Consider the following 19,963-nt stretch of genomic DNA (forward strand, 5'->3'; position numbering starts at 1 on the left):
CGGCCTGGCGCAGGATAGCAAGGATCTGCGCTTCAGTGTATCTGCTTGTCTTCATTCAGAATCTCCTCGTTCATCTTGCCGAGAAAATTCTACTTATGCAGCCCCTTACTTTCGGGGGGGATTACCCATCTGACTAAAGATTTTCGGCTCCGGGTCGCAAGGTGGCTTCCGCCTGGCTTCCCCGGTGAAAATGCCTCACGCTAGCGAACCGCCGCGCTGCGCCCCCCCGCATACGTTCCGGGCCGAGGAGGAACCAGAGGAGGGGGGATCAGCTTGCTTTCGATTTGGCCACGAGGGATTTGAAGGCGCTCTCGCCAATAATGCGGATGGGATGCCCCGCCCTCCGCATGTCTTCGGCCTTCCGGTGCTTGCTGCTCTTAGTGTGCCCGGCAAGCACGCTCAAATCTTGGTCACCTACAACCAAATGGGTCGTCTCCTTGGTCACGCCAGCCTTCACGGACATACCTGCGCGGGCAGCAAGCTCGGCTGCTTCGCTTCTGGACATGCCCAATGCGCCGGTGAAGACCACCACAGGCCCGGCCAGTACGCCTATCGGGTCGCCGTCCATGGTGATCGCGGCTGAGTAGCTCTTTCTGGCGGCCGGTTTGATCAGTTCTTCAAACGGAAGGCGAAGATGAAGCTCGGCGTGCAGCACGACCAATGCGGCTGCGCGGGCATCTTCGCCTGCATCATGGTGGTGGAACTGAAGGTTAAGCGTTCGCGTGAGGTTCGCCAATCCGTGCCCGCCGTTACCCTTCAACTCGGGCCACGCCCGTCTCGCGATCTGGACGCTGTCGGCCCAGCGCAGGTCAGGGGCGTCGATGCCGCAGAAACTGCAGGCGGCATTCATTGCCTGCTTGTCGAAGTTGCTATGCTGGATGAGATGGTGGCGCGACAGCAAAGGGAGCAAAGCATCCAAGGCGTCAGGGAACCGCGGTGCATCCGCCACATGGTCCGGGCCAATGCCATGGAGCTGGATGTTGAAGGCGTCGAACCTGGTGCCGGGATTGACCAGCATGGAAAAGGTCTGGATCTGGTTGTCGGGTTGAACGCAGGCCAGGCCGATCTGGCAGATGCTGGCGGCATCACTGCAAGCGGTTTCGACATCCAGCGCGACGAAGCGGAAGCTGCCCTCCGGCACCCTGACCGCGTGCGATAATGCTGGTCTGGCGGGAGCACGGATGATCGGAGATGGCCGAAATTCCTCCAAGGGTGCGGGCTGGTTCTGTTGGATCGGTTTTGGGGTGCGGCCGAACAGCCAGTTAAAAGGCGCCATGCAGAAACTGCTCCCCAAAATACCGCAACCGACCAATTGTTTCTGCTAGGGGCACGGTTTTCATCGTATGATCATGATCATGATCATGATCATGATCTTCAGCTTCGGGTTCATGGCGCACATCGCTTCGCAGCCTCGAGGGTACTAGCATAGATCAGGCAGCTTTCGATGTCGTCCAAGCGCGCTGCCATTCTCTTGGCAATCTCAAGGTTCTCATTGAAATCGTCGACCAGCTCATTCTGTTTTCGCAGCAGGGAGTCATGTGCTTCGACGCATTCGGTGACGTTTGATTTGCAGGTGAAACCCTCGTAGTTGCACTGATACTGATCGAAGCAGGCTGCGTTACGGTCGACGCACATGCCGCTGCTCGAGCAGACCTTGTCACCGTAGTCCAGGCATGCGGGCTGCGTGCCAATTCGACAGGAGAAGCTCTGTCCAAGCGCAGGGGAAGCAGCCGCAAGGGCCAGAAGTGATAGAAGAACTCGGATCAGCTTGGTATCCACGATTTATGACCCCGACATTTCCGACAGCATCGCCTCGGCCTGCGCCAGAACACCGCGCACTGCGGCATCCTCGAGGTCCGGCGGATAACCATACTTCCTCAAGATGCGCTTCACGAGCACTCGCAATCTTGCCCTAGCGCTGTCTCGATGGGCCCAGTCTATGCTGACATTGGCCTTGAGCCCTTTGAGCAGTTCATGGGCGATAATCTTAAGCTGATCATTACCGAGGATTTCGACCGCGCTCTGGTTATCAGCAAGGGCGTCATAGAAGGCGATTTCCTCGGCGGATAGCCCGGTTTCTTCGCCGCGGTTCCGCGCTTCGCGCACTTCCTTGGCCAGCGCGATCAGTTCCTGCAGAACCTCAACGGTGCTGATGGCGTTTGTGTGATAACGGGCGATAGCTTCCTCAAGCCGCTCCGAGAACTTCCGGGTCTCGATTACGTTGCTCTTGCTGCGCGATCGGATTTCGTCGTTCAGCAGTTTCCTCAGTGCCTCCAGGGCGAGGTTCTTCTTCTCCATCTGGCCGACTTCGGCGAGGAACTCATCCGACAGGATGGAAATGTCCGGCGAAGACAGCCCGGCCGCCGACAGAATGTCGACGATCTCGGTCGAGGCGACGGCAGCATTGACGATCTGGCGGATTGCGAGGTCGCGGTCGGCTGCCGACGTACCTGAACTGTCGACCGCCTTGACCATCGCGGCTCGCACGGTCTGGAAGAAGCCCACCTCGTCGCGGACATCGCGGGCCGTATCGCTGGCGGAGCAAAGGGCGAATGCTTTGGAGAGCGCCAGCACTGCGTCCGGGTATCGGCGGTGCGCTGCCTTCTTCGCCTCCTTGTCGGTTTCGCGCTGGGCGGCTTCGTCCTGCCCGGCGAGGATCCAGTTCAACGCCTCTGCCAGGGCGACGAGCCGCTGGTGCGGGGTGCCGGTCAATCCAGCCGAGTAGTCGAAACCATGGAACATGGAGCGCACGACATCCAACCGCTCAAGCAGTGCGGCGACAGCTTCCGCTTCGTCGATCCCCGCCTGTTCCTGGTCCGCCTTGGAATACTGGCCCAGCGCGGACTTCAGGTTCTGGGCGATGCCGATATAGTCGACGATCAGCCCCGCGGGCTTGTCGCGGAATACGCGGTTTACGCGGGCAATCGCCTGCATCAGCCCGTGGCCCCGCATCGGCTTGTCGATGTACATCGTGTGCATCGAGGGGCTGTCGAAGCCGGTCAGCCACATGTCGCGCACTATCACCAGCTTAAGCGGGTCTTTCGGATCCTTCGCCCGCTTGGCCAGCAAGTCGCGCCGGGCCTTACTGCCGATATGGGGTTGCCAAGCTTCCGGGTCCGAGGATGATCCGGTCATCACGATCTTCACCAGCCCAGCATTGTCGTCGTCGGAATGCCAGTCTGGCCGCAGGGCGACAATCTGGTTGTAGAGGTCGACGCAGATGCGGCGGCTCATGCAGACCACCATGGCCTTGCCGTCCATCGCCTGCACGCGCGCCTCGAAATGGGCGACGAGGTCCTCGGCAACCATGCGCAGCCGCTTCTCTGCCCCGACAAGCGCCTCGACCGTGGACCACTTCCGCTTCAGCCGTTCCTGTTCGCTGACTGCTTCGTCCTCGGTCAGCTCCTCGATCTCGGCATCGACCTTCGGCTTTTCCTCCTCGGGAAGCTCGATGCGCGCGAGGCGGCTTTCGTAGTAGATCGGTACCGTCGCCCCGTCTTCGACAGCACGACTGATGTCGTAGATGTCGATGTAGTGGCCGAACACTGCCGGGGTGTTCACATCGTCCTGCTCGATCGGCGTGCCGGTGAATCCGATGAAGGACGCATTCGGCAGCGCGTCGCGCAGGTGCTTGGCGAAACCGTAGGTGATCTCGCCGGTCTTCTCGATCCGCGCCTTGAACCCGTATTGGCTGCGGTGCGCTTCGTCGGCGATCACCACCACGTTCCGTCGGTCGGTAAGCTTCGGGTAGACCTCGCCCTTCTCCGGTGCGAACTTCTGGATGGTGGTGAACACCACCCCGCCCGATGCGCGCGAGAGGGCGTGCTGCAGATCTTCGCGGCTATCCGCCTGAACCGGCGTCTGGCGGATCAGGTCGCGGCACATCGAGAAGGTGCCGAAGAGCTGGTCGTCCAGGTCGTTCCGGTCGGTGATGACAACGATGGTCGGATTTTCCATTGCCGGTTCGCGCACCAGCTGCCCGGCATAGAAAGCCATCAGCAGGCTCTTGCCCGACCCCTGCGTGTGCCAGATAACCCCAACCTTGCGGTCGCCCCCGGAACGGCTGGCGTCTACCGTGCTGGTCACGGCCCGCTTTACGGCGTGGAACTGGTGGTAGCCCGCGATGATCTTGGCAATCCCGCCGGGCGTGTCGCCGAAGACCGTGAAGTCGCGCATCAGCGACAGCAGCCGCCCGCGTCCGAACACCCCCTCGATCAGCACCGGCATTTCCGGCGCGCCCTTGGGCGCAACATCGGCGCCATCGGTCGTGCGCCACGGCATGAAGCGTTCCAGATCGGCGGTCAGCGAGCCGATGCGGGCCTGGATACCGTCGGTCGTCACCAGCACCGCATTGGCCCGGAACAGTGATGGGATCTGGGTCTTGTAGGTCTGCAGCTGGTTGAAGGCCGCACCCAGTGTCGCCGTCTCTGCCCCCGGCTTCTTCACCTCGATCACGCCCACCGGCAGCCCGTTCAGGAACACCACCACATCCGGGCGCCGGTTGTTGCCGTTCTCGATCACAGTGAACTGCGCGATGGCCAGCCAGTCGTTCAGCGCATCCTCAGGGTCCACCAGCCGCACGGCATCGCCGCGGATCGTGCCATCCTCGGCCCGATATTCCACCGGAACGCCCTCGATCATGAACCGATGCAGGCGACGGTTCTCCTCGATCAGCGAGGGGCGGTCGCTGGCCACCACGCGCCGCAACGCATCCTCACGCGCATCCTCGGGAATTTGCGGGTTCAGCCGCGCCATTGCCTCGCGGAGGCGCCCGGCAAGGATCGTGTCGGAGTATGCGTCGCGCTCGGGTGTATGGCCGTCTGGGCCCGAAACCGAATCGTTCAGGCAAACATAGCCCAGCGCGCCCAACTGATCGAGCAGGACGGCTTCGACTTCCGCTTCGGTCAGGGTCGCCATCAGGCCGCCTCCTCATCGTCTGTCACGGGAGGCAGCGAAGCATCACGGCACAAACCCAGCACATATTTGTAGGCTTCACGATCGACGCCAAAAAGCAGGCGGGAGGGCTCTACCGTGAGGTCCAGCGTTTCTCCCCCCGGCAGTCGCAGGGTTACATCCAGCCACCCATCCTCACTGCTGGCAGCCTCAGCCTCGACGTGAAAATCGATGAGGGCATTCGAGTTGGGGAAACGTTCGTAAGGCTCAAGCGTAGTGCCTGGATCGGATTCGCGCTCGAGATAAGCCTCATGCAGGAACGTCACGAGCGCATCAGCGGCAAGCACTGCTGCCCGGCGGTGGTGGGCTGAAAGTTTTTTTGCGAAGCCTTCTTTGCCGTGGCTTACTGGTCCTGCTTTGTCCCGGAACTTTCCCAAGGCGTCCACCAGATCGAAATGCCTTGAAATCACCTTGCTGAATGGATCATCGCGGACTGATTGGATTTCCAGCAGCATAAGGCCAGCCGACACCCAATTGTTAAAGCTTGGGCTCTCACCTTTGATTGGGCTGTTTTTCCAATCCTTGATTGGGTTCACGGGATCATCCAGGGTCTCGATGATGACACGGCAAGCACATTCGACAAGGCTTTTTGAAGCGTCAATGCATGCATCATTGCCATCGGCAAAGGTCTGTTTCAGCGTTTCAAATGTCTGTTGGAGCATCGGGGCATGTTTCCAATGGTCGCAGAACTGCTCGATGCCCGGATACCAATCGCTACTCATTCGCCCGACACTCCATCAGTCGCCACCGCTAACTTGACGCTTCGCCTGCATGACGGCCGACAGGACAACATCAAGATCCGCGACACTGCGCAGGGTGAAACGGACCAGATCGGCTCGGCCGAGTAAGGTCATGTCTTCCAGTGCGGAATGGCGTCCATACTGCATGCCGCCGCCCTTCGCCGGAACTTTGTAGAGGTCCGCCTTTGGATAAGGCTCTGCAACGAGGGAGCCTTCAGGAATCGCGGCGACTTGCGCTGCCAGCGCCCACAGATGAGGCTCGGTTTCGGGGTGCTTTTCGAACATCAGCTCGATCGGTGCATCATGGAGCGACCGCATCTTGTATCTGTTGGCATAGGCGGCTTGATGGCCTAGGCGATGTTCCTCGGCGATGCTGTCCAGACGGGAGACGATGGCCCGCTTGAGGTTGGCTCTTGAACCCTCTGTCATGCGTGTTCCGCCTCTTCGGAATTGATGTCTGCCACCCGCAATTCCCCCGACATCAGGCGCGGGAGGAGGAGGTCGCGGGTCTGGGCGAGGGTGCGGGATTCGGTTGCGTTCTTCACTGTTGCATCGATCAACGACCGGGCGATCTCGCCGAATGCAGATAGCAGTTCCGTTCCCGGGTGAAGCAGCCGGAAGGTGTCGATGTCGCCCTTGCCGAGATGGATAACCGTCGTGCCGACTTTGCCACGTTCGAAAAACGCGAGAGGTTCGATCAGGGCTTCGGCCAAGAATGCTGTCGGAACACCGGGCCGCGGTTCAAAATGGCATACGCGCTGGTTCAGCCAAGCGGGCGCGCCTTTCCAGACGTGCAAACGAAACTCGCCGTCCATGCCGACCACAATATCTCCGGGTTCGATCAGATGGCCTTTGGGGTGAACCTCTTCTGTCCACACACCGGGTTCGTGGGTGGCGAGGTCCCTGATACGGATCAGCGGAATTCCAGCGCTATCTGTGTTGAACTGCTTCGACGCAAAAGGGGCGCCGTAAACGACGTTGGCGAAGTCATAGACCGAGCGCACCTCCCACCCCTCCGGCTTGCCCTCGGCGTCGAGGCGGTTTGGGAAGAGGGACCAGAGGTCGGGGGAGAGGTAGGGGGCGCGGGCTTCCATCTTGGCGCGGGTGGGGCCGAAGTCGACGAACCAGTCGCGGAACAGCGCCCGCGCCATGGCCTCCAGCGTGGCGTTCATCTTCCGGTTCAGCTCGATCTTGTCATCCAGCGCCCCGAGGGTGGCAGCAATCGCGCGTTGTTCGGGGAGGGGTGGCACGAGCAGCTCAATGTCGGAGAATCTGCTTTTCGACACATTGGTGTAGACCGATCCACCACCTCCGGATCGTTCCAGCACATGACCGATCTCCCGAAAAGCGTAGTAAAGAAATTGGGCATCGACATCTTCGTTTGGGATTACGCTGTTGATCTGTTGATTGGTAAAGCTCGTGCGAGCCGTAATCCCGCACTTCCCAACTGTCGCGATGCACGACATCATCACGGATCCAGCGGGCAGCAATGACGACTTGATTGCGCCTGCGCCTGTTTGGGACAGTGTTCGAGCCGACGAATCAATTACTACACGACCATCGAGATCAGGAATTGTGATAAATGGATAAGGACCGCCGAAGTAATCGTCGTTTGCAGTGCTCGGAGTCTTTCCGGTCACAACACGCCCAAGGGTGCCAATCTTGCGAGTCGTGAACGAGTTCATTCGAACCTAACCCCCGCCAGCCGCGCCCGGATGGTCCCCGTCAGTTCCTCCGCCTCGGCGAACTGCGCCTCCAATTGCTCCTGCAAAGCCGCGAAACGGTCGGCAAAGGGCGTCTCGTCCTCCTCCGCTGCCTCGGCCCCCACATAGCGGCCCGGGGTCAGGACGTGGCCGTGGGACCGGATTTCCTCAAGGCTAGCGGATTTGCAAAAGCCCGGCACGTCGGTATAACCCTCACCCAGCCGCCAGGCGTGGTAGGTGTCGGCGATGCGGGCGATGTCGGCATCGGAGAACTCCTTCCGCGTGCGGTCCACCATGAAGCCCAGCTTGCGGGCGTCGATGAACAGCACCTCGCCGCGCCGGTCGCGCAGCTTGCGGTCGCGCGCGATGCCGTTCGACTTGTCCTTTGCCAGAAACCACAGGCAGGCCGGGATCTGGGTGGAATAGAACAGCTGCCCCGGCAGGGCGATCATGCAATCCACCACCTCACCCTCGATCATGGCCTTCCTGATCTCGCCCTCGCCCGACTGGGTGGAGGACATCGAGCCATTGGCCAGCACCACCCCCGCCGTGCCAGTGGGTGACAGGTGGTGCAGGATGTGCTGCAGCCAGGCGAAGTTCGCGTTGCCCGCGGGCGGGATGCCGTATTTCCAGCGCGCATCCTCGCGCAGTCGCTCACCGCCCCAGTCCGAGATGTTGAAGGGCGGGTTGGCCAGGATCACATCGGCGCGCAGGTCGGGCAGTTCGTTCTTGTGGAAGGTGCCTTCGGAGTTCCAGCGGATGTCGGCGTCGATCCCGCGCACGGCCAGGTTCATCTTGCACAGCCGCCACGTGGTATAGTTCGATTCCTGCCCGTAGATGGCGATGTCGCCCAGACGACCGCCGTGCGCCTCGACGAACTTTTCCGATTGCACGAACATGCCGCCCGATCCGCAGCAGGGGTCATAGACGCGGCCTTTGTAGGGTTCCAGCATCTCAACCATGGTGCGCACGACCGAGCGGGGGGTGTAGAACTCACCCCCGCGCTTGCCCTCGCTGCCCGCGAACTGGCCTAGGAAGTATTCATAGACCCGGCCCAGCAGATCGCGCGCCTTGTCCTTGCCCTCGCCCAGTGCGATGCCTGAGATCAGGTCGATCAGCTCGCCCAGCATGACGGCGTTGAGCGCGGGGCGGCCGTAGTCCTTGGGCAGGACGCCCTTGAGGGACGGGTTCACCTTCTCGATGGCAATCATCGCCTCGTCGATCAGCTTGCCGATGGTCGGCTGCTTTGCGCTGGCCTGCAGGTGGGACCAGCGCGCCTCCTGCGGCACCCAGAAGATGTTGTCGGCGAGGTATTCGTCGGGATCCTCGGCGCCCTCGGGGTATTCGGTCAGCAGCGCCTGGCGTTTCATCTCGAACCCGTCCGAGATGTGCTTGAGGAAGATCAGACCAAGGGCAACGTGCTTGTAATCCGACGGCTCCATATTGCCGCGCAGCTTGTCGGCGGCTTTGAAAAGGGCGGCTTCAATGCCGAGGTCCGAGCCGTTGTCGATTGATGCCATTGTGAAATCTGCCCCGCGGTAAGTCTTTTCCAGACGGTATTTCAGCCGGAGGGCGAAATCCAGCCGCTAACAGCGGCTTGGCTGTGATCTTTCCCACGGCCGCGCCTTCGGCATCGCTACCGTCACCTCGACCTCCCGCAGCATCCCGCCCGCGATAAGTCCCTCGCGGACCCAACCCAGCGCCTGCCACCAGTCGTCATAGCCACGCCGGGCGGCAGCGATCTGCTGCGGATGGGGGGAGAAGGTGACCGGGCAGGCGAGGATGTCGATGGTTTTCCAAGTGGCGCGCGCGCCCGGGCCACGAACACGGATGCGCTCCGTGCCTACGACGATGGCCCCCGCATGCGTGCCGTGCTGGTTCTGCTTAACGATGATCGGCACGCAGCGTGGGACGGCGCCGGGCATCCAGTCCGGGGTCAGCCCGGCGCGGGCCAGTTCGGCGACGCGGATTGCCATGCGCTTGCCGCCGAGGATGTCGGGGATCCCGGCGACGGTGGCGGCGATCACCTCGGCGTCCTCGTGCGTGTAGCCGCCGATCTTGTGCTGGCCGCCGTCGATCTTGCAGCCCAGCATGGCGCGTTGGAGGAGGACGTATTCCAGGCCGAAGCCGAAACCTTCTTCCGTTATGTCCGCGGGCAGCGGCAGTTCCAGCTGCGCTTGTTCGATTCGGAACGCCCATTCCAGCACTGACTGTACGCCCAGCGCGCGCTTGATCCTGGTGCCGCTGACGCGACCTTGAAAACTCATCGCTGCAATCCTTCAAGGAAATCCATCTGCGCCGGGCGCGGGGCCGCATCGGTCGGTCGCCAGATCCACGGGCCCGAGGCCATGGGCAGCTGCGAGAGAGCGCCACGCATGTGCTGCTGCCAGAGGGTGAACTCCGTTGCCGAGCAGGCGCAGAGCGCGTGCCCGATGGGCCAGCCCATCAGCCATCCGACGAAGAGCGGGTTCAGCCGCCGCCGCGCCCGGCCCTTCAGGATCCGCCGCGAGACGACGCGCCCATGCGAGGCAATCATCGAAGCCCAGAGCGGGCGCGAGATCGGGGCGTGATGCGAGGACCGCCGCCCATCCGGCGAGGTCGCCGGGACCGGGCGGATGAAGCCCTGCTCCGCCCGGTAATGCAGGAGGTCCATTCGGGACTTGCCGTCGGTACGGGTGATGCTGGCCTCGGAACTGCCCTTCCAGTTCTGCGCCGCCGGGGTCGGCCAGTGGTTCGGCATAGCCTTCGCGATGCCCAGCGCCAGCGCTTCCGCCTTCCTCGTGAAATCGCTGTTCCCGGCCGGGTTGTAGCGGCCGGTGCCGGGATGTAGGCTCATCGGTGTGGGCCAGGATGAATATCCGCAGGCGCTCGTGCGGCGCGCCGTTCTCGGGGGAAACGCTCCACTGGAGCGTTTCCTTTCCCTCGAACCTGTCCGCCGAGAATAGGCCCGCCGCAGGCGTGTAGCCCAAGCCCCAAAGCTCTCGTAGGACGGTTTCAAGGCCAAGGGTGACGTGCCCGGCGACGTTTTCGAGGAAGACCCATTCCGGGCGGCATTCGCCGATGACGCGGGCGACCTCGGGCCAGAGGTGGCGGGGATCGTCAGCCCCGCCGCGCTTTCCGGCCGCGCTGAAGGGCTGGCAGGGATATCCGGCCAGGACGGCGTCGAAGGCGCCGCGGAAGGGCCGGGCGTCGAAACTGCGCAGATCGGTCCAGATAGGAGCCGGGGCGAAGTATCCTGCGCTCTGGGCAGCGATGATGACGGCGCGCGGCCAGTCTTCCCATTCGACGAAGGCGCGAGTGTGATAGCTGGCCTCGGCGAGCATGAGGCCCAGATCAAGGCCTCCGCCGCCTGCGCAGAGGGACAATCCGTGCCGGGGACGTGACACCATGCCATTCACCGCACCCCGCGCTCGCGCAGGCGTTGGGCCGTGACCAGCCCGCGGGCCAGCATGGCATCGCGCATCGTGTTGCTGATCGCGCTGACCGGCAGGTAGCCGTCGGAGTTGACCAGATCGGCGTAGAAGGCGGGCAGGTCCGTGATCGGTTTCGCCGCCGGGGCGGGGGCGGCCTTGGGCTTCCGGCGCTTCCGGACCGCATCCTCGACCTTGCGCTGGGCGGCGCGTTGCATCGCCCGGTCCAGTGCCTTCGGCCCATCGGGCGGTTCGGGATGCTCCTCGCGGGAGGCCTCAGCCGCAGCGATGATCTCCGCCTCGGTCAGCCCGAGCTCGTCGCGCCAGCGCTGGACGTGCAGCCGCGGTGGCCAGCCTTGCCACCAGCCGGGCAGGGCAGCGGGATCGAGGCCCAGCGCCGCGAGCAGCTCTCCGAAAACCTCATCGGAGATCGCCTCGCGCGCCTGCGCGCCCTCCTCCTCCTTTACTGGTTTACTTAGAGGTTCCCTTACAGGGTTAGTGTCCGAAATCCGGACACGGCTTTCGGGATTTTCCGGACACGGCTCGGCCGGAAAATCGGACACGGGTCCGGCACAGTCCCCGTGTCCGAAATCCGGACACGGCAGGGCGTCGGCCGCGGCATCCAAGGGCGAAGCGCCTGCATCAAAGATGCTTTCTGCGCCCTCATCCTCCGCGTGTCCGATTTCCGGACACGGCACCACAGCCACGGGTGTGAACCCCGGTTCAAACCCCAGGATGTAGCGGGTGGGCAGCTGGCGCTTGGTCACCGGATCGAGCCGCGGCACGCGCCGCAGCAGGCCCACGGCCTCCAGCTGGCCGAGGTGATCGTTCAGCGTGGACCGGCTGATCTCGCAGTCATGCGCCAGCCGGTCCTGTGAGGGGAAGCAGCCGTAGTCGGGGTTGAACCGGTCGCAGAGGTGCCAGAGCACGATCTTGGTTGTGGGCTTCAACCCGCGCTGTTTGATGGCCCAGTTGGTGGCCTCGTGGCTCATGGCGCGGGCCTCCGCGGGGCAGGAGCGATGCGCGTGGTGAAGCCGTGATCGGCCAGCGCGCCCAGCGCGTCGTCGAGACTGCGCACCAGCGCCCAGCCGAACCTCTGCGCCAGAACGGCATCACGAAATGCCTCCTGTTCCGGCCGTAGCCGCCCCTTTGGCGCCTTCAACTCGAGGAACAGGATCCGGCCGTCGCAAATCACCATCAGATCAGCGAACCCGGCGTGGACGCCCATGCCGACCAAGATCGCCTGGCGCTTTGCCCCGCGGGGCCCGGCCTCGGTCACCTCGTTGGCGCAGTGATGGATGATGGCTGTGCGGGGCAGGGCGATGCGCAGCGCCTGCACGACGGCGCGCTGCAGATCGGCCTCGGGGGTGCCACGGCGCTTCATCGCGCGGCCCTCCCCTGATCCTCGCGCTGGGCGCGGCTGACCGGCCGCCGCGCATCGACGACCACCAGCAGGCGCTGGGCATCAGCCCGCTCGCCCGGGGTCTCGCCATGCTGGGCAAGCACGTTGCAGGCGAGCCGGATCAGGAGATCGCTGTGATGCGCGACATCGGCGATCACGGCGCGGGCCTCGGCCACGCGGTCGGCGGGCCAGGCGGAACTGCGGGGGTGGATCGTCATGACCGCCCCCGCGTCTTGCGCACCGGGTGGGCCTGTTCCTGCGCCCTGATCCACTCCTGGATGGCGGCGCGGCGATAGAAGGTCTTACGACCTATGCGTGTGCAGGGCGGACCCTGGCGGCGGGCCTCCCACCGCGACAAAGTGTCTGTGGTCAAATCCAGTGCGCGGGCCAGCTGCTCGCGGCTGATCCAGTCGGCCAGGAGGTCAGGGACCTCCTCCGCCGGGTCGTTTTGCATGTCCTTCATGGGCTGCTCCGTTCGCCTCGCGCCCCTCTGCTAGGGGCGGTTTCAGCGAAGCAGAGCGCGAGGACCGGAAGACAGGCGGAAGGTGGAACTGGCCGCTGCTGTCCAATTCCACCCCTTGTTTTATTGGACTTTCAGCGGATAGCGCGCGACGCGACAGGCGTTGCCGCAGCCCTCGCAGCGCATCCCAAGCGCCGGTTCTTGGCGACAATCTGCACTTCGTCGCCATCGCTTCGTCAGCTTGGGGCTGATTGGGCGGCGCTGAGGCGGTTTCGCCGGTTTCGCAGCGACCGGAATTGCCGGAATGGACCGTTCCGGTCGGGTTCCGGGGGTTCTGGACGATATCCACAAGTTCTTTTTTTGTTCCGTCGCGCCAGCGTAGGATTCTGGTTGATCGCTCGCCTTCCGGATGCGTAGATTCGTGGTTGAGCAGAACATAAGAATCGACAAGGCAACCGAAGCCAGGTCCCGCCCCTCTTGGGGTGGAGTGCCCAATTACAGGCAGTTTTCCTCGACGACGTGGGCTGCAGCCAGTCCACCCGCGTGCTTCGCACGGCGGGTTTTTGTAACCCGCACTCCGATGGCCCTGGCCGAAGGATGCCGTATGTCTGAGAGGAGTTCGTTCATGCCTTTGCCGCCCGTCGCCTTCTATTCCATCTACGAAATTGCCGTGCGCTGGGGCTGTCCCCCGGCCGACGTCGCGGGCTGGGCCGCGGCGGGACACCTTCAGGTTTTGGCAGGCATTCCGCCAGTGAGTTGCGGCGATGAGACCGTGGCCGGTCTGGTCGAGGTTCCGATTGCCGAACTGATGCCGATGTTCAGACGGATCGGCCCGAGCGACGAACAGGCGAGGCTGCGGCGCGTGATGCCGCCCGGATCCAAGACCTGGCTCAAAGTGACGGACCCTCCCGACGGCGTGCTGATCCGGTCGTCCGACCTTCTCTTGTCGGCGGGATCCCTGCAGCAGTTCGAGGAGGAACGCGATCTGCTGCGGCGCCCGGCCTCCACCGTCGGTGCCAGCCCGCGGTACGATTGGGATTCCATGTACGCGTGGCTGACCGTATTCCTGTTCGAAAGAGGCGTGCCCGACACCCAGACCGCGCTGATTGCACTGGTTCAAGACTGGTTCGTCCAGAATTCGAAGTCGGGCGAGGTGCCGGATGAAAGCACCATCCGCAAGCGGCTGACCTCGCTCTGGCGCAAGTTGCGCGGCGAGGAAACCGTGTGAAGATCAGGCTGATTTCGGCAGGTCGGTCCCGTCCTGCGCCGCGTCATGCACGAGGCGCGGCCGCGGGCGCAGGAGGCTGGCCACCGTGTCGACGCCCGCCCGCAGGGGGGAATCCATCAGGTGCGCATAGCGCTGGGTAGTCTGCATCTGACTGTGGCCCAAGAGCTTGCCGATCATTTCCAGCGACGCGCCGCCACTGACCAGCAGGGAGGCAAAGGTGTGGCGCAGGTCATGGATTCTGACGTCGGCCAGCCCGGCGTCCTTCTGTGCCTTGGCCCAGAAGCGGCGGATTTCCCGCACCGGCTGGCCGACAGTTTCGCCGGGAAACAGCCACGGGTTTCCCCGCGGTACCGCGTGCTGGCGCAGGCGCACGATGGCCGCGACGTCCTCCGAGATTGGCACCCGGTGGATCTTGCGCTGCTTGGTGGTCGAGGCGGGCTTCGACCAGATGGCGTAGTCGAGGTTGAACTGTTCGAACCGTGCGGTGCGCACCTCGCCCACTCGCGCGCCGGTCAGCATGCACATGCGGATGATCGCCGCGGCACGCTGATCCTCGGCGGCATCCAGCACGGCCGCCAGCCGGGTTAGTTCCTCGGGCGACAGGAAACGTTCGCGGGCATGTTCGATGCGCCGATGGAACCCCTGCGCCGGGTTGTCCGTCCGCCATTCCCATTCCATCGCCAGCGTGAACATCTTGCGCAGAACCTCGCCCATCCGGTTGGCGCGGATCGGGGTGGGCTTGTGACCCTGCAGCTTGCGGGCCCGGTTCTTGGGCTTCGCCTTGCAGGGGCGGGGACGCCCCTCGGCCACGAAATCAAGGAACTTGGCCACGTCGGACTTGGTGATCTCCGTCACCAGCCGGTTGCCCCAGGCCGGTTCCACCATCTTCTTCAGCATTGACACCTGGTCACCCGCATTCGTCTTGGCCAGTTTCGGCAGATGCTCGGCGATATAGCGGTCGATCATGTCCGTGACGCACGGGGCCCCGCGCCACTCGTCTCGCATCGCCAGAGGATCCTGCCCCTCGTCGATGGCGCGGCGCAGTTCCTTGGCGCGTTCGCGCGCGGCCGTGACGCTCCACTCCGGCCAGCGCCCGATGGTCATCCGCCGCTGCCGCCCGGCGTGCCGGTAGTCGATGGTGAAGGTCCGCGCCCCGGAAGCCTGCACCCGGGCCGCAAAGCCGATCACGTCCGTGTCGAAGATCTGATAGCTGACGCCGGGCTTCGGTTCCGCCTCGCGCAGAGTTTTCTCATTCAGTTTCAGTCTCTTGACCATCCATCCCGCCTCCTTGCCCGATGACACAGGCGTAGACCCGCGCCACTATCAAGTCGGACCACGGGGCCGGGACCGGAATACAGGAGGAAGGTGGAATTGGGGCGGGGAGGGGCGTTCCGGGCAGGAAGAACAAGGGGTTGGGCGAACTGGACCAGCGCGCTGGGTTAGTAGCTATGTGTTTGCCTTTTAATTGTGAATGGATCGAGGCCCACTCCGGTAGTTGCAACTCAGATGGTTGCGGCCCATCCTCCGCGGTATGATCATTGGGTCAGGAACACCCCTCAATATTCGACCTGTCGATATCCTCTCGGCTGTACTGCACCCTAAACGAGATGACTGACCACCATGGTAATTGCGCTGACACCGATCCGAAAGGGTGAGCTGTGGACTGGGTCTACCTGGAGGATTGAAGACGAAAATGCGTTGGCTGGGCTGCTTTCTCGAGTGGCCATCGGCCAAGCCCGAGTTGCCGAGCGCATTCTGCACGAGGACGGTCTGGTTCACATTGGCTACCCAATGGGCGGTTACGAAGGTGCGCGCAACCTCCTCAATGTCGGCCCAAGTGGTGACCCGTCACATCGTGATGGATGGATGTTCCAAGTCATCTCTTGGATTGCCGCTCACCGCGCAGGTCGGCCCGCCTTGATCCGGTCGCCACATATGCGACACGCAGACAAGGGCCTCGATGGCCTCTTAGTAGAGTTTGACGAAACGGAGATCGCACGTGTCGTGATCTCTGAGGAGAAGGCAACGGGGAACGCTCGAACTATGGTCCGGGATCGGGTTTGGCCCGAGTTTAAAGACTTTGAGACGGGCAGACGGGATGCCGAACTCGTCGATGGTGTCTCAACGTTGCTCGCGGGTGCTGGGCATCCTAATCCCGATGCCGTGGTGGCCGCCATCTTGTGGACAGAGAAGCGGGCCTACAGGGTTGCGGTGACGATCGACGACACGCACGCTTCGGAGAGAGGCCTCACGGCTCTCTACAAGGGTTACGAGGCGGTAGTCTCCGGCGCGATCGACCGTCGCCGGGCGGAGGCCTTCCAAGTTCAGAACCTCCGGCCTTGGTTCGAAAGCATCGCGGTCAGGGCAACCGCCATCATCGATGCCGAGGAGGCCGCCATCAATGTATGACGAGAGGACGGCCTATCTGATTCGATCCGCCCCAGACCTTCCGGGCCTCGATCGAGATCGGTTGCCGGAACACCTGTCGCAAGCGTTTGCTGAGATCGTGTCGGCCCGCATCGCATTGCGCGATACCGAGACCCCTGCGGGCGACATCAGCGAGACCATCGCGTTCGCGCGTAAGCTTGCCGCGACCAATGAGGTGTTGGTTACGACGAGTCCTGAGCGCGAAAACCGTCGCGCTGCAAGCTTCGTGGCAGCGTCCGCGCATCAACTTGTTCACCAGGCCGAAGCTCTTCTCGGCTTGGCTTCGAGGACAACTACATTCACAGCGGACGCGATCAGTTCCGACGTCTCCGCAATGCTGCTTTTCTTGATCGCAGGCTCGTCTGCCGACGCCACCGAAGTCGCGCGGGCGCTTCGGTCACCGGCGGAAGATCGGCTTCAGCACGAACTCGTACTGAACCTCGGCTGGTTAGCGCGTGGAATGATTGGGACAATCCTCAACCAGGAGCGACGTCCGGTCACCGAGCTGGTCGCTGGCGAAGGCGTCGATGGCACGCGAGCCGCGAATGCGTTGTACCATCGACTTCTCGAAGGCGTCCGTGCCCTCGCGGCTGTTTTGGGAGGCATTCCGGACGCGGATCGGGACCGACCTGCCGCGATCTTTCGTGGCGTCGCCAAGTCAGCGAAACCAGACGATGCCATCGCAATCGAAGGCTTGCCGCCGATGCCGATCGCCTCGTTTCCAGGCCCGTTCCACCTGGCACGGCTTCTCGAAACGGCGACTTCGGCACTTCTCGAGGCGGCAGTCATCAATATCAACCCGCCGGCCGGTGTGCCTGCGGATCGCTGGCATCATTCGATGGCACGAATCGCGAAGAAGAGGCCATACCTCTGGACTAACCACCTTGCCGCAATCAGGGCAGGCTATCTCGAACCGGGCACATCCTGTGCTGTTGGCTTTCCGACAGGCGCAGGTAAATCGACTACCGCTCAACTGAAAATCCACGCAGCTCTCCTGCGAAACCTGAAGGTGGTTTTCCTCGCGCCGACCCATGCGCTGGTCGATCAGACGGCCCGGGATCTGCGGGCCGCCTTCCCGAACACCAACGTTAAGGGACAGCGAGCAGAGGAGTTTGAGGAAGGCACGCTGCTCGAAGAGCTGCCTGACATACTCGTCATGACCCCGGAGGCATGCCTCTACGCGAGTCACATCGAGCCTAATAGCTTCGCGGATGTCGGATTGCTGATCTTCGACGAATGCCATTTGATTCATCCGAAGACCGACGGGGATCGACGAGCCATCGACGCGATGCTTTGCCTAATTCGCTTCACGCGAGTCGCCCCGGAGGCTGACCTCGTCCTCCTATCGGCGATGATGAAGAACACGGCAGAAATCGCTGAATGGCTTGGGGAGCTGACGGGGGGAGAACTGAAAGGGCGTCGATCAATCCCCCTTGACGACGTTTGGAAACCAACCCGGCAGTTGCGGGGCTGCGTCGTCTATCAGGCAAACGAGATCGAACATCTGAACCAGAAAATAGGGGAGGCGTGGAAGAATAAGACGACGAAATTTCCGCCTGCAGGGCTCAAGAGGGATCTACACGCGTCCCCATTAGGTTTGTTCAGTCTGAAACAGACATGGGCCTCGATGAAACGCGACGATTACGCCCTGCTTTCGCTCTTGGATCATCGGGTTCTGCTGACGGCGAACAATTACTGGAGCCTCACCCCAAACTCGGGCGAGCTTGCGTCGCACATCGCGGCATCGGCATCAAAGACTGGACTCCGGACCCTCGTCTTCTCTCAGTCAATCCCGAACGCATGGTCGATCGCCAAAAAGGTATCGGCGCTCATCGACGCTCCACCGACCGAACTTACTACAGCCGAAAAGGACCTATACGAGACGGCAGTCGATGAAATGGGAGACGCGGGAGATGTATATCTCGCAGTCGAGAACGGTCTTCTGCAAAGCGCTGCCACGGCGCATCACGGCCTATTGCTTCCCTACGAAAGAGATTTGGCGGAGAGGCTTTACGGTAGGGACGACGGTCTGCGGGTACTCGCAGCAACCCCGACCTTGGCGCAGGGGATGAATCTTCCCGCCGATTTGGTGATCATCGCTGAAGACAGCCGCTTCGATCGTGAAACGAACCGTCGCGATCTTCTCGATGCCGCCGCGTTGCTGAATGCCGCTGGACGGGCAGGACGCGCGGGTCAAAGCGCGTCGGGTATCGTGCTGATTGTTCCTGGAAAAGTTGTTCCCCTGTCAGATGAAGAGGGAACGATTGGTGAGCAATGGACGCAGCTCCGGGAGGTCTTCAGCCAGTCCGATCAGTGCTTGGTGCTCGAGGACCCATTCGAAGCCGTCATGGACCGTGTCCATCACAATTCGGAGGACGCCGGAGATCTGGAACGCTATGTTGTCAGCCGTCTAATGGAAACACCCTCAGATGGCGAAGACGGAGGCTCGCCTCGGTTCGATCTGTCCCGGAGCCTCACGGCGTTCCTAAAGCGGAAGTCGGGTGACGAACAGTGGGTCGCGAGCCGTACGGAGGCCGCCCTGTCTGTCATGTCCGGCGCCGATCAAGATGCTGTCGTGCTGGATCAGAGATACCGAGACCTCGCCTCCATGGTGGGTCTCCCAGAGGACGTGCTCAAAGCTTTGTCCGACGCGCTTGCCGACGCCCCAGATGACATGGCAAGGACGGTAGCCGGGATATGCGAGTGGATGTTCTCATGGATGGAGGCCAATCCGGGCCACCTTTTCCGAATGATTAAGCGCTCGACCTTCGAAGATCTCTTTGGGAAGACCTACGGAGGCCTGGCATCGGATGAAGAGAAAGCGAGGTACGCGGTCCCCAAGCTTGAGGCGACTCTGCGACAATGGATGAACGGCGCGCCACTGAAAGAAATCCAGCAGACGATATCGCCGAATGGAGCTTCGGCGGAGTTCTCGCCTGACGCACGCAAGTTTGTCATTCGCATGATCCCCGACCTTGCGCACGTGATGGGTTTGCCTTCTCGTATGATGCAGATATTCACGCCAGGAGGATCTGAGCCGAATACGGTGGAGGGTGGGGGCCCTCTCCTCCTCGCTCATGTCTGCGTTCGACGAGGGCTTCGAGATGCAGAGATGGCAGCATTTTCGATGTCGGGGGGAGCCTTGCCTCGAAGGGCGACCCATCGGGCGTTCGAGGAGGTACGCCCGCATGTGGCTGCAGCAGAAAGCGGCGAGACGCTCGAAAATCTCAAGGAAAGGGTTCGCGCGGGGAAGGACCTGAAACAGGCAATAGAGGCGTTCTCGAATATTGACCTGGGTCCGTTCGACAGCACCCAGTTGTGACACAGAGGTACAATGACTGAAGATTAGACGCAGTTTGCGTCAGCTCTCCGCCCTTCGCGTAATGACCAGTCAACGTGACGTAGAGATGGTGTATCGCGTTTGATGAACATCGCTTGTCAACGTCTGGTCAACCCGCGAATGCGTTCCTAGGCGGACATCGAGCCGTCCAAATCCGGCCAGAAACGCCAAGCGTTCTCAAAATACCCCGCAATGTCAAAGACGTGTTCGCTAACTTGCTGAAATCAAAGGGGTCATGGAAATCAAAAGGTTCGGCTCATAACCTGAAGGCCGCAGGTTCAAATCCTGCCCCCGCAACCA

At 62.3% G+C, this 19,963-nt stretch carries 17 protein-coding genes and 1 pseudogene; 3 read left to right on the forward strand and 15 right to left on the reverse strand.

Features of this window, described 5'->3' with window-relative positions; all coding sequences use genetic code 11:
• Nucleotides 1-268: 268 nt before the first annotated feature.
• The 14 genes and pseudogenes from FOA17_RS06380 to FOA17_RS06440 all read right to left on the reverse strand — a co-directional run bounded on the left by FOA17_RS06380 (nucleotide 269) and on the right by FOA17_RS06440 (nucleotide 12,671).
• Nucleotides 269-1,276: an exonuclease domain-containing protein gene (locus FOA17_RS06380; protein WP_238991745.1), complete on the reverse strand. Its 1,008-nt coding sequence runs from the start codon at nucleotides 1,274-1,276 to the stop codon at nucleotides 269-271.
• Nucleotides 1,277-1,386: 110 nt separating this feature from the next.
• Complete coding sequence (locus FOA17_RS06385) at nucleotides 1,387-1,779, reverse strand: hypothetical protein (RefSeq protein ID WP_238991746.1); 393 nt, start codon at nucleotides 1,777-1,779, stop codon at nucleotides 1,387-1,389.
• 3 nt (nucleotides 1,780-1,782) lie between these two features.
• Entirely contained in the window at nucleotides 1,783-4,917 is a 3,135-nt protein-coding gene (locus FOA17_RS06390) for a type I restriction endonuclease subunit R (protein ID WP_149140661.1), read from the reverse strand.
• Complete coding sequence (locus FOA17_RS06395) at nucleotides 4,917-5,675, reverse strand: abortive infection family protein (protein ID WP_149140662.1); 759 nt, start codon at nucleotides 5,673-5,675, stop codon at nucleotides 4,917-4,919. The genes FOA17_RS06390 and FOA17_RS06395 overlap by 1 nt, the downstream gene beginning before the upstream one ends.
• A gap of 15 nt (nucleotides 5,676-5,690) precedes the next feature.
• Nucleotides 5,691-6,122 carry a hypothetical protein gene (locus FOA17_RS06400; RefSeq protein ID WP_149140663.1) on the reverse strand — a complete coding sequence of 144 codons (432 nt, stop codon included), beginning with the start codon at nucleotides 6,120-6,122 and terminating at the stop codon, nucleotides 5,691-5,693.
• Nucleotides 6,119-7,378, reverse strand: coding sequence for a restriction endonuclease subunit S (locus tag FOA17_RS06405; protein ID WP_149140664.1), 1,260 nt, complete (start codon nucleotides 7,376-7,378; stop codon nucleotides 6,119-6,121). The genes FOA17_RS06400 and FOA17_RS06405 overlap by 4 nt, the downstream gene beginning before the upstream one ends.
• Nucleotides 7,375-8,916 (reverse strand): class I SAM-dependent DNA methyltransferase, encoded by a 1,542-nt coding sequence (locus FOA17_RS06410; protein ID WP_149140665.1) that lies wholly within the window; start codon nucleotides 8,914-8,916, stop codon nucleotides 7,375-7,377. The genes FOA17_RS06405 and FOA17_RS06410 overlap by 4 nt, the downstream gene beginning before the upstream one ends.
• Before the next feature lie 66 nt (nucleotides 8,917-8,982).
• A complete protein-coding gene (locus FOA17_RS06415; RefSeq protein WP_149140666.1) occupies nucleotides 8,983-9,663 on the reverse strand; it encodes a hypothetical protein in 681 nt (226 codons plus the stop codon).
• Nucleotides 9,660-10,232, reverse strand: a complete 573-nt coding sequence (locus FOA17_RS20050; RefSeq protein WP_238991747.1) for a DNA methyltransferase — start codon at nucleotides 10,230-10,232, stop codon at nucleotides 9,660-9,662. Before FOA17_RS20050 ends, FOA17_RS06415 begins: the two co-directional genes overlap by 4 nt.
• Before the next feature lies 1 nt (nucleotide 10,233).
• Nucleotides 10,234-10,785, reverse strand: a pseudogene (locus tag FOA17_RS20405) (DNA cytosine methyltransferase); the annotation flags it as partial.
• 5 nt (nucleotides 10,786-10,790) lie between these two features.
• A complete protein-coding gene (locus FOA17_RS06425; protein ID WP_149140668.1) occupies nucleotides 10,791-11,798 on the reverse strand; it encodes a helix-turn-helix domain-containing protein in 1,008 nt (335 codons plus the stop codon).
• Nucleotides 11,795-12,190 carry a VRR-NUC domain-containing protein gene (locus FOA17_RS06430; RefSeq protein WP_149140669.1) on the reverse strand — a complete coding sequence of 132 codons (396 nt, stop codon included), beginning with the start codon at nucleotides 12,188-12,190 and terminating at the stop codon, nucleotides 11,795-11,797. The genes FOA17_RS06425 and FOA17_RS06430 overlap by 4 nt, the downstream gene beginning before the upstream one ends.
• On the reverse strand, nucleotides 12,187-12,426 hold the full coding sequence (locus tag FOA17_RS06435; RefSeq protein WP_149140670.1) for a hypothetical protein: 240 nt from the start codon (nucleotides 12,424-12,426) through the stop codon (nucleotides 12,187-12,189). Before FOA17_RS06435 ends, FOA17_RS06430 begins: the two co-directional genes overlap by 4 nt.
• Complete coding sequence (locus FOA17_RS06440) at nucleotides 12,423-12,671, reverse strand: helix-turn-helix transcriptional regulator (RefSeq protein WP_149140671.1); 249 nt, start codon at nucleotides 12,669-12,671, stop codon at nucleotides 12,423-12,425. The genes FOA17_RS06435 and FOA17_RS06440 overlap by 4 nt, the downstream gene beginning before the upstream one ends.
• Before the next feature lie 577 nt (nucleotides 12,672-13,248).
• Here FOA17_RS06440 and FOA17_RS06445 point away from each other — a divergent pair.
• A complete protein-coding gene (locus FOA17_RS06445) occupies nucleotides 13,249-13,896 on the forward strand; it encodes a hypothetical protein (protein WP_238991749.1) in 648 nt (215 codons plus the stop codon).
• 3 nt (nucleotides 13,897-13,899) lie between these two features.
• Here the strand turns inward: FOA17_RS06445 and FOA17_RS06450 are convergent, their stop codons facing one another.
• Complete coding sequence (locus FOA17_RS06450) at nucleotides 13,900-15,171, reverse strand: tyrosine-type recombinase/integrase (protein WP_149140672.1); 1,272 nt, start codon at nucleotides 15,169-15,171, stop codon at nucleotides 13,900-13,902.
• 660 nt (nucleotides 15,172-15,831) lie between these two features.
• Here FOA17_RS06450 and FOA17_RS20060 point away from each other — a divergent pair.
• Entirely contained in the window at nucleotides 15,832-16,305 is a 474-nt protein-coding gene (locus FOA17_RS20060) for a hypothetical protein (protein ID WP_238991750.1), read from the forward strand.
• Nucleotides 16,298-19,645 (forward strand): DEAD/DEAH box helicase, encoded by a 3,348-nt coding sequence (locus FOA17_RS06460; protein WP_149140674.1) that lies wholly within the window; start codon nucleotides 16,298-16,300, stop codon nucleotides 19,643-19,645. The genes FOA17_RS20060 and FOA17_RS06460 overlap by 8 nt, the downstream gene beginning before the upstream one ends.
• Nucleotides 19,646-19,963: the final 318 nt, after the last annotated feature.

This window comes from Gemmobacter caeruleus (assembly GCF_008271655.1).
GTDB classification, from domain to species: Bacteria; Pseudomonadota; Alphaproteobacteria; order Rhodobacterales; family Rhodobacteraceae; genus Gemmobacter; species Gemmobacter caeruleus.

Excerpts from the sequence above, each read along its gene's own strand:
- FOA17_RS06450 (WP_149140672.1), bottom strand. The coding sequence starts at position 15,171 with ATGGTCAAGAGACTGAAACTGAATGAGAAAACTCTGCGCGAGGCGGAA.
- FOA17_RS06460 (WP_149140674.1), top strand. The coding sequence starts at position 16,298 with ATGTATGACGAGAGGACGGCCTATCTGATTCGATCCGCCCCAGACCTT.
- FOA17_RS06405 (WP_149140664.1), bottom strand. The coding sequence starts at position 7,378 with ATGAACTCGTTCACGACTCGCAAGATTGGCACCCTTGGGCGTGTTGTG.
- FOA17_RS20050 (WP_238991747.1), bottom strand. The coding sequence starts at position 10,232 with ATGAGCCTACATCCCGGCACCGGCCGCTACAACCCGGCCGGGAACAGC.
- FOA17_RS06410 (WP_149140665.1), bottom strand. The coding sequence starts at position 8,916 with ATGGCATCAATCGACAACGGCTCGGACCTCGGCATTGAAGCCGCCCTT.
- FOA17_RS06445 (WP_238991749.1), top strand. The coding sequence starts at position 13,249 with ATGGCCCTGGCCGAAGGATGCCGTATGTCTGAGAGGAGTTCGTTCATG.
- FOA17_RS06380 (WP_238991745.1), bottom strand. The coding sequence starts at position 1,276 with ATGGCGCCTTTTAACTGGCTGTTCGGCCGCACCCCAAAACCGATCCAA.
- FOA17_RS06435 (WP_149140670.1), bottom strand. The coding sequence starts at position 12,426 with ATGACGATCCACCCCCGCAGTTCCGCCTGGCCCGCCGACCGCGTGGCC.
- FOA17_RS06415 (WP_149140666.1), bottom strand. The coding sequence starts at position 9,663 with ATGAGTTTTCAAGGTCGCGTCAGCGGCACCAGGATCAAGCGCGCGCTG.
- FOA17_RS06425 (WP_149140668.1), bottom strand. The coding sequence starts at position 11,798 with ATGAGCCACGAGGCCACCAACTGGGCCATCAAACAGCGCGGGTTGAAG.
- FOA17_RS20060 (WP_238991750.1), top strand. The coding sequence starts at position 15,832 with ATGCGACACGCAGACAAGGGCCTCGATGGCCTCTTAGTAGAGTTTGAC.
- FOA17_RS06430 (WP_149140669.1), bottom strand. The coding sequence starts at position 12,190 with ATGAAGCGCCGTGGCACCCCCGAGGCCGATCTGCAGCGCGCCGTCGTG.
- FOA17_RS06440 (WP_149140671.1), bottom strand. The coding sequence starts at position 12,671 with ATGAAGGACATGCAAAACGACCCGGCGGAGGAGGTCCCTGACCTCCTG.
- FOA17_RS06400 (WP_149140663.1), bottom strand. The coding sequence starts at position 6,122 with ATGACAGAGGGTTCAAGAGCCAACCTCAAGCGGGCCATCGTCTCCCGT.
- FOA17_RS06395 (WP_149140662.1), bottom strand. The coding sequence starts at position 5,675 with ATGAGTAGCGATTGGTATCCGGGCATCGAGCAGTTCTGCGACCATTGG.
- FOA17_RS06390 (WP_149140661.1), bottom strand. The coding sequence starts at position 4,917 with ATGGCGACCCTGACCGAAGCGGAAGTCGAAGCCGTCCTGCTCGATCAG.